The organism is Bradyrhizobium sp. ISRA442, from assembly GCF_038085055.1.
Taxonomy (GTDB): Bacteria; Pseudomonadota; Alphaproteobacteria; order Rhizobiales; family Xanthobacteraceae; genus Bradyrhizobium.
Map to the genome: position 1 here is coordinate 12,531 of NZ_JALGCN010000019.1, position 14,121 is coordinate 26,651.

Sequence of the window (14,121 nt, forward strand, 5' to 3'; positions counted from 1 at the left end):
GGCGTTGGCAAAGGAGCTGACATGACATGCCTTTCGCTTTCTCTCGCCCTGGCAGCGCTTGCCGTTGCAACTTGCGCGCAGGCGGCCGAGCTTCCGGCGGAGATCAAGAAGGCGGGTACCTTGCGGCTCACGGTCAACTCGACCTACGCTCCGATGGAGTATCGCGATCCCGCGACCAGCGAGCTGGTCGGGCTCGACATCGATCTGGCGAACGAACTCGCCAAGCGGCTCGGCGGTCTCAAGATCGTCTGGAGCGAGACGCCGTTCGCCGAGCTGATCCCCTCGCTGCAGACCAAGCGCGCCGATTTCATCATCTCCGGCATCTCGGACCGCGCCTCGCGGCGGGAGACCGCCGATTTCGTCGATTACCTGGCCACCGGCCCGCAGTTCTTCGTGATGGCGGAGAGCGAGGCCAAAGTCGCCGCCGATCTCTGCGGCAAGAAGGTCGGCACCACGCGCAGCACCAGCTTCCCGGTCGAGATCGAGAAGTGGAGCAAGCAGAATTGCGAGGCGGCGGGCAAGCCGGCGATCCAGTACGTCCCGGGTGAAAACTCGATCGACGTTCGCAACCAGCTCAAGCAAGGCCGCATCGATGCCGCCGTGCAGGGCAGCGAGACCCTGCCTTACGCGCAATCGCAGGAGGTCGGCAAATATCGCATCGTCGGCGAACCCTTCGCCAAAGGCTATCAGGGCATCATGTTCCGCAAGGACGATGTGGCCTTGCGCGAGGTTGTGACGGAGAAGCTCGCTGCGATGATCGCCGATGGTTCCTACAAGGCCATTCTCGACAAATGGGGATTGGGCGCCAACGCGGCGGCCCAGCCCATGCTGAATGCGGCCCCGCAATGAAGCCGGCGTCCGCCCTCGCGCAGGGATTTCCCGACCTGTCCGGGATGCGGATCGCGCGCGAGCCGCACTGGTTTCGCTGGCTCGGCGCGGCCCTGATCGTCCTCGTGCTGGCCGCGATCGGCCGCGCCTTCGCGAGCGGCCAGATCGAATGGTCCTATGTCAGCCGCTTCCTGACCGCAAAGGTCATTCTCGAAGGCATCGTCAACACCATGGTGATGGCCGTGCTGGCGATGACGCTCGGCATCGTGCTCGGCATCGTCGTTGCGATTATGCGGCTGTCGCCCAATCCGGTGCTGAAGTCGGTCGCCGCCGGCTACACCTGGCTGTTCCGTGGCACGCCGCTGATCCTGCAACTCCTGTTGTGGTTCAACCTCGCGCTGGTGTTTCCGACCATCGGCATTCCCGGCCTGTGGACCGCGCGTGCGGTCGACGTCATGACGCCGTTCCTCGCGGCGCTGCTCGGGCTCGGCATCAACCAGGGTGCCTACACATCCGAGGTGATGCGCGCCGGAATGCTGTCGGTCGACATCGGCCAGTATGAAGCGGCGCAGGCGATCGGCATGGGACGGCTGCGCGCGCTGCGCCGGATCATCCTGCCGCAGGCGATGCGCGTGGTGATCCCGCCGCTCGGCAACGAATTCATCGGCATGGTGAAGGCGACGTCGCTTGCGAGCGTCATCCAGTATCCGGAGGTGTTGCACAACGCGGAAAACATCTACTACGCCAATTCGCGCGTGATCGAGCTCCTGATCGTCGCCGGGCTTTGGTACCTGCTCGTCGTCTCCATCCTGACGCCGCTTCAGATGCTGCTCGAGCGACACTTTGCCCGCGGCATAATGCAGTTCGCCCGATGACAAGACCCCTCGTCGCGATCCGCTCCGTCAGCAAGAATTTTGGAGAGTTTCAGGCTCTCAAAAGCGTCTCGCTCGACGTCTGGGCCGGCGAGGTGATGTGCCTGATCGGCGCCTCCGGCTCGGGCAAGACCACGCTGCTCCGCTGCGTCAACCAGCTCACGGCGATCGACAGCGGCGGCATCTGGCTCGATGGCGAGCTGCTCGGTGTGCGCGAGCAGGGCGGCCGGCTGCACCGCCTGACCGAACCGCAGATCGCGCGGCAGCGGCTGAAGACCGGCATGGTGTTCCAGCGCTTCAACCTGTTCCCGCACAAGACCGCGCTGGAGAATATCACCGAAGGCCCGCTTCAGGTGCAGGGCCGCAAGCTAGAAGAGGTGCGCGCTGAAGCGATCGAGCTGCTCAGGCGCGTCGGGCTCGCGGCCAAGGCGGAGTGGTATCCGGCGCAGCTTTCCGGCGGTCAGCAGCAGCGCGTCGCGATCGCCCGTGCGCTCGCCATGAAGCCGATGCTGATGCTGTTCGACGAGCCGACCAGCGCGCTCGATCCGGAGCTCGTCGGCGAGGTGCTCGCGGTGATGAAGGAGCTCGCGGGCAGCGGCATGACCATGATGGTGGTGACGCACGAGCTCGGCTTTGCGCGCGAGGTCGCCGACCGCGTCGTCTACATGGATCAGGGCACGATCGTCGAGTCCGGTACTGCATCCGACGTGCTCGGCGCGCCGCGCGAGGCGCGCACGAAGGCCTTTCTCTCTGCAGTGATATGAAGGGGGCGTGTTGATGATGAGAATGTTGGTGGTAGCGGCGCTGATTTGTGCCACGACGGCCTCGGCGGCGGCGAGCGAGCTGCCTGCCGAGATCGCGAAGCGCGGCAGCATCAAGGTCGCGCTGGTGCCGAACTATCCGCCGATGGAGTTTCGCGACCCCGCCACCAACGCGCTGTCCGGATTCGACATCGATCTCGGCGAAGCGCTGGGCCGCAAGCTCGGCGTCAAGATCGAATGGCAGGAGACCAGTTTCGCCGAGTTCATGCCGTCGATCGCGACGGGACGGGTGGACGCGATTCTGTCCGGCTTCACGGACTATGCGAGCCGGCACGAGATCGCGTCCTTCGTCGATTACTTGCGCAGCGGTCCGCAGTTCTTCGTGCAGCAGTCGCGCAAGGCGGAGTTCAAGGACGCGGCGGCGCTCTGCGGCAAGAAGGTCGGCGCCAGCCGCCGCACCATGTTCCCGGCACAGATCGCGGCGTGGAGCGAGAAGAACTGCGGGAGCAACCCGATCCAGTTCATCGGCACCGACGGCTCGGCCGACGCCCGCACCCAGCTCAGGCAGGGCCGCATCGATGCCGCCGCCCAGGGCAACGAGACGCTGCCCTACATCATGGATCTCGAGCCCGGCGCCTATGCGACGGTCGGCGAGCCCATTGCGCAGCAATTCACCGGCATTGCCCTGGCGGTCAAGGAAGCGGCTCTTCAGCAGGCGATGGTGGAGGCGGTCGACGCACTGATCGCGGACGGTACCTATCGCGCGCTGCTTGCCAAGTGGAAACTGAACGATAACGGACTGGAGAAGGCAACCATCAATGCTGGACAGTAAGGCACTTCAGAGCATCCCGCTCGTTCCGGCCAACACCGCGGATCCCGCACCTAGCTATCCCTGGCCGAAGCCGTATACATCGGCGATGTTCCTGTCGTTCGATGTCGATGCGGAAAGCGCGTGGACCAGCAAGGACGCCGTGCATGCGCAGCGCCTGATCACCATGAGCTATGGCGGCTATGAGGCGCGCGTCGGCACGCCGAAGCTGCTGGAGCTGCTCGACCAGCTCGATCTCAAGGCGACGTTCTTCGTCACAGGATGGTCGGTCGATGCGCACCCGGCCATGGCCGAATCCATTCTCAAAGCCGGCCATGAGATCGGTCATCACGGCTATCACCATCTCTTGCCCGATCCCGGTGATCCCTGGATCGAGGAGGAGCTGGAACGGGGTTTCGAGGCGCTGAAGCGCCGGCTCGGCGTCAAGCCGATCGGCTATCGTGCGCCGTATGGCGAGTTCACCGAGGAGCTGCGCGCCGCGCTGGTGCGTCACGGCATCGTCTACACTTCTTCGTTCCGCGATGACGTGCGGCCCTACAGGCATCGTCTCGCCGACGGCAAGCCGGGCACGATCGAGCTGCCGGTCACCGCGAGCTATGATGACTGGATGCACGGCCTCTCCGCCCGCTTCAGCCCGCGCTCGATCTTCCCTCGGGAGCACGTGCTCTCGCTCTGGAAGGACGAGCTCGACGAGGTCCGGGACTGGGGCGCCATGGTGACGACGGTGCTGCATCCGCAATGCAGCGGCCGCCCGATGCGGTTGCGCCTACTGCGCGAATTCTTGACCTACGCCAAATCCTGCCCGGACCTCTGGATCACGACCGGCGAGGCGATCGCGGCCAACTTCCTGCGCCATGAGGCGGACAACCGGTGAGCTGCGCCATGACCCCTCGCCGCATCCTGGTCATCAACCCGAACTCGTCGGCGTCGGTCACGGCCGCCATCGACGACGCGGTCGCGCCGCTCAGGATCGCCGGCGGGCCGGAGATCACGGTGGAGGGCCTTGCCGAAGGGCCACCCAGTATCACCTCGCAGCGCGACGCCGACAGCGTGGTCATGCCGCTGGTCAATCGCGTCGCGCGCGACGATGCCGATGCCTTCGTGCTCGCCTGCTTTAGCGATCCCGGCCTGCATGCGGTGCGCGAGGCGGCTGACGGCCGTCCGGTGATGGGCATCGCCGAGTGGGGCATCCTGCGCGCACTGACGCTCGGCGAGCGCTTCGGCGTCATCGCGCTGTCGTCGTCGAGCATCCGCCGCCAGCAGCGCATGGTGCGCCAGATCGGCGTTGAGACCCGCTATGCCGGAAGCTGGTCGGTCGGCGCCAGCGCCGCCGAAACGGCTGGCGCTGACATTCGCGGCAGATTGATCGAAGCCGGACGCGCGCTGGTCAGCGAGCGCGGCGCAGACGTCGTGGTGATGGGGTGCGCCGGCATGGCCTCGCATCGTGCGGCCATTGCCGAGGCGATCGGCGTGCCTGTGGTCGAGCCGGCGCAGCAGGCGGTGGCGGCTGCGATTGGCGCGGTTCTGCTGACAGCGTGAGAGGTGGACGATGCATTTTGAGCTTCTGATCAGGAACGGCACTTGCGTTACGCCTTGGGGCGAGGAGGCGGCCAATGTCGGCGTCTCCGGCGGACGCATCGCGACGCTCTCGGCAGGCGCGTCCGATACCGCAGATCATGTGATCGACGCGAGTGGCCTCCACGTCCTGCCCGGCCTGATCGACAGCCACGTCCACTTACGCGATCCAGGCGATCCCGCTGTGGAGACGCTGAGCACGGGCACCCGCGCCGCCGTGCTGGGCGGCATCGCCACGCTGTTCGACATGCCCAACACCAACCCGCCGATCGCCGACCAGGCGCAGCTCGACTGGAAGCGCGGCTTCGCCGAACAGCAGAGTTTTTGCGACATCGGCCTCTACATCGCCGGCGCCAAGACCAATATCGGCGAGCTCGCGCATCTCGAGAGCGAGAGCGGCGTTTGCGCCATCAAGGTCTTTGCGGGATCCTCGACCGCATCGCTCCTGGTCGAGGACGACGAGCATCTCGAGAAGGTCATGCGTGCCGGCCGCCGCCGCATCGCCTTCCACAGCGAGGACGAATACCGCCTCCAGGCGCGCAAGCCGATGTTTTCGCGCGGCATGCCACATCGCTCTCACATGGAATGGCGCGACGAGGAATGCGCCTTTCTCGGCACCCGCCGCCTGATGGCGCTGGCCCGCAAGACCGGACGTCCCGCGCACATCCTCCACGTCTCCACGGCGGAGGAGCTGGGCTACCTGCGCGACTATCGCGACGTCGCGACCGTCGAGGTGCTGGTCAATCACCTCACGCAGGTCGCGCCGGACTGCTACGACACGCTCAAGGGCTTTGGCGTGATGAACCCGCCGATCCGCGGTGAACGCCATCGCGAGGCAAGCTGGGCCGCGCTGCGCGACGGCATCGTCGACACCATCGGCAGCGATCACGCGCCGCATGCGCGCGCGGCCAAGGAGCTGCCGTGGCCGGATTGCCCGGCCGGGCTGACCGGCGTGCAGACGCTCGTCCCCGTGATGCTCGATCACGTCAATGCCGGCCGGCTGTCACTGTCGCGCCTCGTCGATCTCATGGCAGCCGGTCCCGCCCGCGTCTACGGCCTCGTCGGCAAAGGGCGGCTGGCGGCCGGCTACGATGCCGACTTCACCCTGGTCGACATGACGGCGAAGCGCACGATCGAGGAATCCTGGATCGTCTCGCCATGCGGCTGGACGCCCTTCGCCGGCAAGAAGATCGCCGGCTGGCCGGTCGCAACCATCATCCGCGGCCACACCGTCATGCGCGACGACGAGGTGCTGGGCGCACCGATCGGCCGCCTCGCTCGTTTCGCGTCCTAGGAGTTTGTTCGATGCCGATCTCCCGCCGCTCCCTGCTCAAAGCCGCGGCCGCCGCGCCGGCCCTGTCGCTGCCGGGCATCCTGCGAGCCGAGGAACAGACCACGCTGCGCTTCATCCCGGTGATCGACCTTGCTTTCGTCGATCCGGTCTATTCGACTGCGCAGGTGTCGCGAAACCACGGCTTCATGGTCTACGACACGCTCTACGGCATGAGCTCATCGCTTCAGGTCTCGCCGCAGATGGTGTCGGGCCACGTGATCTCCGGTGATCGGCTCCAGTGGGACCTCACCCTGCGCGACGGTCTGTTCTGGCACGACGGCGAGCGCGTGCTCGCCCGAGATTGCGTCGCGAGCATCCGCCGCTGGGCCGCGCGCGACGGCTTTGGTGGCGAACTGATGGGGGCGACCGACGAGCTCTCGGCCGCTGATGACCGCACCATCCGCTTCCGTCTCAAGCGTCCGTTCCCGTTGCTGCCGCAGGCACTCGGCAAGGCCGCGATCAACGCCTGCTTCATGATGCCGGAGCGGCTGGCGAGCCAGGATCCGTTCAAGCCGCTGACCGAGGTCGTCGGCAGCGGTCCGTTCCGCTATCTCGCCGACGAGCGCGTGCAGGGCGCGCGCAACGCCTATGCCCGGTTCGAGCGCTACCAGCCGCGCACCGACGGCAAGCCGGATTGGACGGCGGGGCCGAAGGTCGTGCATTACGATCGCGTGGTCTGGACCACCACGCCCGATGCCGGCACCGGCGTCGCCGCGTTGCAAACCGGCGAGCAGGACTGGCAGGAGACGACACCGCACGATCTCCTGCCGGTGATCCAGGCGGCCGGCGACATCGAGACCCGGATCCTCGATCCCAGAGGCTACGCCTGCATGCTGCGCCTCAATCATTTGCAGCCACCGTTCGACAATCCCGCCATCCGCCGCGCACTGTTAGGTGCGATCGATCAGTCCGCCTTCATGACTGCCGTCGCCGGCACCGATCCGGCCTATCAGGTCTCGCCGATCGGCTATTTCGCACCTGGCACGCCGATGGCGAGCGAGGTCGGTCTCGACGTGTTTCGCGGGCCGCGCGACTACGCCAAGGTCAGGGCCGATCTGAAGGCCGCCGGCTACAATGGCGAGAAGATCGTGTTGCTCGTTCCAACCAACTCGCTGGCACAGAAACCGCTCGGCGAGATCGCCGTCGACAGCTTGCGCAAAGCGGGCATGAATGTCGAATATGCCGGGCTCGATTTTGCCGTCATTTTGCAGCGGCAGCTCAAGAAGGAGCCGCTTGCGCAGGGCGGCTGGAGTGCCGCGGTCGCCAACTGGCAGGGCATCGACTGGCTCAACCCTGCTGGCAACACCAATCTGCGCGGCGAGGGCAAGGTCGCCGGCTGGTATGCGAGCGAGAAGATGGGCGGCTTGCGCAGCGAGTGGCTGGCTGCCTCCGAGCTCGCCGAGCAGCAGCGCATCTGCCGCCAGATCCAGGCGGTGGCGTTCGAGGAGATTCCCTATATCCCGGTAGGCCTGTACAAGCAGCCGACCGCCTACCGCAAGGCCATTACCGGCATTCTCGACGGCACCGCCGTCTTCTGGAACGTACGCCCCGCATGAGCACGATCGCGATCTTCGGCAGCTATGTGCTGTCACGCAAGGACGGTACGCAGGAGGTCCTGCGCGACCACTGGGTTCTGGTCGAAGGCAGCAAGATCGCCGCGGTCACGCGCGACAGGCCTCGCGCTGATCAGGTTCATGACCGCCCCGGCCGCTTCGTTCTGCCGGGCCTGTTGAACCTGCACAATCACTGCTTCAGCGAGGCGGTGGCGCGCAGCCACACCGAGGACGGCAACGGCCGCCGCAACAATCAGAGCATCGTCTACACGGTGCTCCTGCCGCTGACCAAGCGCGGTGCCGGTCTGCTGACTGGGGAGGAGCGCATGGCCGTCGCGCGGCTCGGCATCCTCCAGCTTCTCAAGGGCGGCGCCACCACGGTGATGGAGCCGTTCCGCAACTCTATACCGGAAATGTTCGACGCCGCCGAGGAGATGGGCATCCGCTTCTATGGCGCGCCTTATCTATTCTCGACCTCGGACGCCAAGGCGAGGGCCGACGGCGTGGTCTGCTATGCCGGCGACGACGGCGCGGCGGACATGGCGACGTGGGATGCGCTCTATCAGCGCTGGAACGGTCGCGGCGACGGGCGCATCGGCCTTGCGATGAGCCCGCATGCGACCGATACCTGTGGCCCTGATCTCTTGAAGGCCTGCGCCGCACGTGCGCGTGAGCTCGGCGTGCCCATCACGACGCATCTGGCGCAAAGCCGGGCCGAGGTCGAGATCATCGGCAAGCGCTATGGTGGCCGCACACCGGCGCAATATCTAGACTGGCTCGGGCTCCTTGCACCCGACCTTATGGCTGCACACTGCATTTCCAGTACCGATGACGATCTGAAGCTGATGGCGGCGCGCGGCGCGACCGTGCTGAACTGCCCGCGCGTGTTCGCGCGCGCCGGCATCACCGCCGCCTTCAGCCGCTTCGCCGAGCACGGCGTGCGCACCGTGGTCGGCACCGACGGCTACAACATGGACCTGCTCGGCGAGCTCAACGCCGCCTCACTCATCTCCAAGACGACGTCGCAGCGCGCCGATGTCGCGAATTCGCCAGAACTGATCGAGGCGAACACGGCCGTCGCTGCCGACGTCATCAAGCGGCCGGATCTCGGCAGGATCGAGCCGGGCGCGACCGCGGATCTCACGGTGGTCGATCTCACCCATCCGCATCTTCAACCGCTGTTCGACCCGCGCCGCGCGCTGATCGCGCTCGCCAACCGCGCCAATATCGATCAGGTAATCGTCGACGGGCGCCTGCTGATCGATGCCGGCCGCTATCTCGGCGGCGACGAGAAGGCGATCACTGCAGCAGGCAGCGTCGCGATCGGCAAGATCTGGGACCTGCCCGAGGCGCAGGCCGCGTTCAACGGCTGAGCGCGGCCTCATGCGCGGGCTGTTCGTCGAACGCGGTGAGTGACTTGCGCACGGTCTCGACGAAATCCAGCGCCACCGGCGAGGGGCTGCGCTGCGCGGGAAAGACGGCGGAGAATTCGAAGTCGATGCGCGGCAGGAAGGGCCGCACGACGATGCCGCGGGTGGAGAATTCTTCAGCCGTGAAGGGATCGCAGATCGCAACCCCAAGTCCCGACGACACCATGCCGCACATGATCTCCGACAGTGTGGTTTCGACCCGCAATACGCGGCGGACGTCGCTGCGGTGGAAGATCTGGTCGATCAGATGCCGGCTCGCAGAGCCCGCCGAGAGCGACACGAATGTCTCGCCCTCGAAGTCGCGCGGCTCCAGCACCTGCTTTTCGGCGAGGCGATGTCCGGTCGGCAGCACCGCGACGCGCGCCAATGGCGGCAGCCGCAGGCTCGGCAGGCCGGAATGGGCGATCGGCACCTCGGCAAAGCCGATGTCGCATTGATTGTTCAGCACCCAGTCGACCACGATCGGCGAGATCACGCCGAAGAAGGCGAGGTTGAGGTTGGGCCGCTCCTTCAAGAAATGTCCGGCGAGCCGCGGCAGGTAGCCGTTCGACAGCGCCGGTAGTGCGGCGATGCGCAATGAGCCGGTGCGGCGGCCGCGAATTTCTTCGGCGGCCGCGGTGATGCGTTCGAGGCCGACGAAGGAGCGCTCGACTTCCGTGTAGAGCGCCGTTGCCGCAGCGGTCGGCACCAGCCCGGTGCCGCGCCGCTCGAACAGCTCCATTTTCAGCAGCGCCTGGAAGTCGCGCAGCAACCGGCTTACCGCAGGCTGCGTCACCACCATCAGCTTCGCCGCCTCGGTCACGCTGCCGGTCAGCATCATCGCGCGGAAGGCTTCCACCTGCCGCGAATTGATCCGCGCCATCCCGTTCTCTTCATAACATTTCGGCATGTAGAGGGTGCCATTATTCATTGGACGATGGAAGTATAGCTCTGCGATCTTTTTCATCAGCGCTGGAGACAGCCCGTTTTTCCGGCAGATCGGGGCCAAACCCTCCCGATCGCGCCAAAACCCGTTTGGCAGGGGCCGGAGCCCTGTTGGAATCGGGATTTGCGCCGAGGGGAACGCGGACTGCGCTTCGGCCGTCTGATCGTCGACACGTCCCTCATCCCGGTATTGGAGATTGGTCCTTATGAAGACTCTCAGCCTTCTGACAGCGGTCGGCATCGCGGCGCTCGCCGCGGCCCCGTCGATGGTCGCGGCCCAGCAAAAGACGCTCTACGTGGCCGGCTATGGCGGCTCGTTCGAGAAGACGATCCGCGACGAGGTGATCCCGAATTTCGAGAAGGAGAACGGCGTCAAGGTCGAGTACGTCGCCGGCAACTCCACCGACACGCTGGCAAAACTCCAGGCGCAGAAGGGCAACCAGCAGATCGACGTCGCGATCGTCGACGACGGCCCGATGTACCAGGCGATCCAGCTCGGTTTCTGCGGCAAGCTCGACGGCCTGCCGGCCGATCTCTACGACACCGCCCGTTTCAAGGACGATCGTGCGGTTGCGATCGGCATCGTCGCGACCGGCCTGATGTACAACACCAAGGCCTTTGCCGAGAAAGGCTGGGCGCCACCGACCTCCTGGAACGATCTGAAGGATCCGAAATACGCAAAGCAGCTCGTCATCCCGCCGATCAACAACACCTATGGCCTCGAGGCCCTGGTGATGCTGTCGAAGATGAATGGCGGCGGCGAGTCCAATGTCGATTCCGGCTTCAAGATCTTCAAGACCGACATCAATCCGAACGTACTGGCCTACGAGCCGTCGCCGGGCAAGATGACCGAGCTGTTCCAGTCCGGCCAAGCCGTCATCGCGGTGTGGGGCACGGGCCGCGTGCAGAGCTTTGCCAATACCGGCTTCCCGGTCGATTTCATCTATCCGAAGGAAGGCGCGGCGACGCTGCTGACGACGGCTTGTCCAATCTCCAAGCCAAATGCCTCGCCGCTTGCGGTGAGCTTCGTCAAGATGCTGCTCGACCCAAAAATCCAGCTCGTGATGCTGAAGGATTACGGCTACGGTCCGGTGCTGAAATCGGTCGTCGTGCCGCCGGAGCTCGGCAAGATGGCGCCGATCGGCGAGCGCGCGGCAAAGCTCTATAATCCGGACTGGACCGTCATCAACGAGAAGCGCGAAGAGTGGACCAAGCGCTGGAATCGCGAGGTCGAGCGCTGACCTGATCGTTCGCACCGGAGACCGCGCCATGGCCTATCTCGAGCTCGATCGGGTCGCCAAGCATTTCGGCGCGCAGACTGTCGTCGACGACTTCAGTCTCGCGGTGGGCAAAGGGGAGTTCATCTCCTTCCTTGGCCCTTCCGGCTGCGGCAAGACCACGACCCTGCAGATGATTGCGGGCTTCCTCGACCCCACGCGCGGCGCGATTCGCCTCGAGGGCAAGGACCTGACCGCGGTCCATCCGGCCAGGCGCGGGCTCGGCATCGTGTTCCAGAGCTACGCGCTGTTTCCGCACATGACCGCGGCGGAAAACGTCGCCTTCGGTCTGGAGATGCGGAACGTGCCGCGGGCGGAGCGGGCCGAGCGCGTCCGCGCCGCGCTCGCGATGGTCGGCCTTGCCGGCTATGAAGACCGCCATCCGCGCCGGATGTCCGGTGGTCAGCAGCAGCGCGTCGCGCTGGCCCGCGCGCTGGTGATCAAGCCGAGCGTGCTGCTGCTCGACGAGCCGCTGTCCAATCTCGACGCCAAGCTGCGCGAGGAGATGCAGATCGAGCTGCGCCAGATCCAGCGCACACTGGGCACCACCACGATCCTGGTCACCCACGACCAGAACGAGGCGATGTCGCTGTCGGACAGGATCGTGGTGATGAGCCAGGGTCGGATCGAGCAGATCGGCACGCCGCAGGAAACCTATGAGCGGCCGGCCTCGGCTTTCGTCTCGCAGTTCCTCGGCAAGACCAATGACTTTGCCGCGACGATCGATCGGGCCAGTGCGCCTGCGCGACTGGTCGCGGGATCCTGGAGCGTACCGGCGCCGGCCGGACTTAGCGGTCCGGTAACCGTCAGCGTTCGTCCTGAACGGATCGGTTTCGGCGATGCAGGTCTCGCTGCGAAAGTCGTCACCCGCATCTTCCAGGGCAATCACTGGCTGTTCCAGTGCGAGAGCGAATGCGGCCCGGCAATCGTGATCCGCCAGAATGACGGCCAGAAGCAGCCGGCCGAAGGCGACGCCGTGCGACTTGCCTGGCGACCGGAAGACATGAGCGTGCGTGCGGGAGCCGCTGCATGAGCGCGGTCGCCGACACGGCTCCGCAGAGCGCCGCACAGGAGCGCGGTGCGCGCGCGCCCTGGGCGCTGACGGCGCCGGCCTTGATGCTGTTTGTCGGCGTATTGCTGATTCCGCTCGCGATGACCGTGATGCTGTCGTTCCACGACTGGGGCCAGTACAAGGGCATCGAACCGGTCTTCATTCTGAAGAACTGGCACGAGATCGCGACCGATCCCTACTACGCTGAGATGTTCTGGCGGACCTTTCGGATCGCGATCCTGACCACGCTGCTCACCGCCGTGTTGGGTGCGCCAGAAGCCTACATCCTCAACCGCATGAGCGGGCGCTGGAAGAGCTTCTTCTTGCTCGTCATCCTCGGGCCGCTCCTGATCTCGGTGGTGGCGCGCACGCTTGGCTGGGCGCTGCTGTTCGGCGGCAATAACGGCCTCGTCAACAAGCTCCTGATGTCGCTCGGGCTGATCCGCTCGCCCTTGCCCTTCATGTTCACCGAGACCGGCATGGTGGTTGCGCTCGCGCATGTGATGATGCCGTTCATGGTGCTGTCGGTATGGGCGGCGCTTCAGCGGCTCGATCCGCAGATCGAGAACGCCGCGATGTCGCTCGGTGCGGGGCCTGTCACCATCATCCGCCGCATCATCATGCCGCAGATCATGCCGGGCGTGCTGTCGGGCGCGATCATCGTGTTCTCGCTGTCGGCCAGCGCATTCGCGACGCCCGCGATCATCGGCGGCCGCCGGCTCAAGGTCGCCGCGACGCTCGCCTATGACGAGTTCCTCAACACGCTGAACTGGCCACTGGGTGCGGCGGTGGCCACATTGCTGCTGGTCGCGCTGATCCTGATCGTCGTCGGTAGCAATGCGCTGATCGAGCGGCGCTATGCCGAGGTGTTCCGATGAGACGGAACGGCCCGCTCGCGCTGATCTTCCACACCATCTTCGTCATCGTCATGGTGGCGCCGATCCTGGTCGTCTGTCTCGTCGCCTTCACGCCCGAGGGCTATCTGTCGCTGCCGACCAACGGCTTCTCGCTGCGCTGGTTCAGGACGATCGCGAGCTATCCCGAATTCATCCACGCTTTCTGGGTCAGCCTCGGGCTCGGCGCGCTGTCCTCCCTCGTGGCGCTGTTGTTCGCTGTGCCGGCGGCGCTCGCGATCGCGCGCTATCGTTTTCGCGGCCGCGACGGGCTCGCGGCGCTGTTTTTGTCGCCGTTGATGATCCCGCATGTCGTGCTCGGCATCGCCTTCCTGCGCTTCTTCACCTCGTTTGGACTGGGCGGCAGCTTTGCGGCGCTGATCATCGCGCATGTCATCATCGTGTTTCCGTTCGCGCTGCGGCTGACGCTCGCGGCCGCGACCGGCATGGACCTTTCGGTCGAGATGGCGGCGGTCTCGCTCGGTGCCAACGGCTGGACGCTGTTCCGCCGCGTGACGCTGCCGCTGATCCTGCCCGGCGTCATCAGCGGCTGGGCGCTCGCCTTCATCCAGTCCTTCGACGATCTGACCATGACCGTCTTCCTCGCAGCGCCCGGCACCGAGACGCTGCCGGTGCGCATGTTCCTCTACATCCAGGACAACATCGATCCGCTGGTGACGTCGGTCTCGGCCTGCGTGATCGCGATCACCATGACCGCTCTCATCCTGCTCGACCGCTTCTACGGGCTCGACCGCGTGCTCGCCGGCAAGGGCGATACGGGACGATAGGAGAACC

Annotated in this window: 14 protein-coding genes; 13 read left to right on the top strand and 1 reads right to left on the bottom strand. The window is 65.7% G+C overall.

The window, feature by feature from the left end:
• Positions 1 to 21 precede the first annotated feature (21 nt).
• From MTR72_RS30010 to MTR72_RS30050, 9 genes are read left to right on the top strand one after another with little or no spacing between them, the layout of a single operon-like run.
• Positions 22 to 849 (top strand): ABC transporter substrate-binding protein, encoded by an 828-nt coding sequence (locus MTR72_RS30010; protein ID WP_280966747.1) that lies wholly within the window; start codon positions 22 to 24, stop codon positions 847 to 849.
• The gene (locus tag MTR72_RS30015; protein WP_280966746.1) at positions 846 to 1,703 is read left to right on the top strand and encodes an amino acid ABC transporter permease; all 858 of its coding nucleotides are present in this window, start codon (positions 846 to 848) and stop codon (positions 1,701 to 1,703) included. The genes MTR72_RS30010 and MTR72_RS30015 overlap by 4 nt, the downstream gene beginning before the upstream one ends.
• Positions 1,700 to 2,464, top strand: coding sequence for an amino acid ABC transporter ATP-binding protein (locus tag MTR72_RS30020; protein ID WP_280966745.1), 765 nt, complete (start codon positions 1,700 to 1,702; stop codon positions 2,462 to 2,464). The genes MTR72_RS30015 and MTR72_RS30020 overlap by 4 nt, the downstream gene beginning before the upstream one ends.
• A gap of 13 nt (positions 2,465 to 2,477) precedes the next feature.
• Positions 2,478 to 3,293, top strand: a complete 816-nt coding sequence (locus MTR72_RS30025; protein WP_280966744.1) for an ABC transporter substrate-binding protein — start codon at positions 2,478 to 2,480, stop codon at positions 3,291 to 3,293.
• Positions 3,280 to 4,164, top strand: coding sequence for a polysaccharide deacetylase family protein (locus MTR72_RS30030; RefSeq protein ID WP_280966743.1), 885 nt, complete (start codon positions 3,280 to 3,282; stop codon positions 4,162 to 4,164). The genes MTR72_RS30025 and MTR72_RS30030 overlap by 14 nt, the downstream gene beginning before the upstream one ends.
• An 8-nt stretch (positions 4,165 to 4,172) precedes the next feature.
• The gene (locus MTR72_RS30035; RefSeq protein WP_280966742.1) at positions 4,173 to 4,829 is read left to right on the top strand and encodes an aspartate/glutamate racemase family protein; all 657 of its coding nucleotides are present in this window, start codon (positions 4,173 to 4,175) and stop codon (positions 4,827 to 4,829) included.
• 10 nt (positions 4,830 to 4,839) lie between these two features.
• Positions 4,840 to 6,159 carry a dihydroorotase gene (locus tag MTR72_RS30040; RefSeq protein ID WP_280966741.1) on the top strand — a complete coding sequence of 440 codons (1,320 nt, stop codon included), beginning with the start codon at positions 4,840 to 4,842 and terminating at the stop codon, positions 6,157 to 6,159.
• 11 nt (positions 6,160 to 6,170) lie between these two features.
• Positions 6,171 to 7,754: an ABC transporter substrate-binding protein gene (locus MTR72_RS30045; RefSeq protein WP_280966740.1), complete on the top strand. Its 1,584-nt coding sequence runs from the start codon at positions 6,171 to 6,173 to the stop codon at positions 7,752 to 7,754.
• Positions 7,751 to 9,124, top strand: coding sequence for an amidohydrolase family protein (locus tag MTR72_RS30050; protein ID WP_280966739.1), 1,374 nt, complete (start codon positions 7,751 to 7,753; stop codon positions 9,122 to 9,124). The genes MTR72_RS30045 and MTR72_RS30050 overlap by 4 nt, the downstream gene beginning before the upstream one ends.
• Here the strand turns inward: MTR72_RS30050 and MTR72_RS30055 are convergent.
• Positions 9,114 to 10,043, bottom strand: a complete 930-nt coding sequence (locus tag MTR72_RS30055; protein WP_280966738.1) for a LysR substrate-binding domain-containing protein — start codon at positions 10,041 to 10,043, stop codon at positions 9,114 to 9,116. The two genes, MTR72_RS30050 and MTR72_RS30055, sit on opposite strands and share 11 nt — an antisense overlap.
• A 268-nt stretch (positions 10,044 to 10,311) precedes the next feature.
• Between MTR72_RS30055 and MTR72_RS30060 the strand changes: the two genes are divergently transcribed.
• Genes MTR72_RS30060 through MTR72_RS30075 form a run of 4 tightly spaced genes read left to right on the top strand, consistent with a single transcriptional unit; the run spans position 10,312 to position 14,114 of the window.
• Entirely contained in the window at positions 10,312 to 11,346 is a 1,035-nt protein-coding gene (locus MTR72_RS30060) for an ABC transporter substrate-binding protein (RefSeq protein WP_280966737.1), read from the top strand.
• A gap of 28 nt (positions 11,347 to 11,374) precedes the next feature.
• Entirely contained in the window at positions 11,375 to 12,415 is a 1,041-nt protein-coding gene (locus tag MTR72_RS30065) for an ABC transporter ATP-binding protein (RefSeq protein WP_280966736.1), read from the top strand.
• A complete protein-coding gene (locus MTR72_RS30070) occupies positions 12,412 to 13,311 on the top strand; it encodes an ABC transporter permease (RefSeq protein ID WP_280966735.1) in 900 nt (299 codons plus the stop codon). The genes MTR72_RS30065 and MTR72_RS30070 overlap by 4 nt, the downstream gene beginning before the upstream one ends.
• Entirely contained in the window at positions 13,308 to 14,114 is an 807-nt protein-coding gene (locus tag MTR72_RS30075; protein WP_280966734.1) for an ABC transporter permease, read from the top strand. The genes MTR72_RS30070 and MTR72_RS30075 overlap by 4 nt, the downstream gene beginning before the upstream one ends.
• The last annotated feature ends 7 nt before the right edge of the window (positions 14,115 to 14,121 follow it).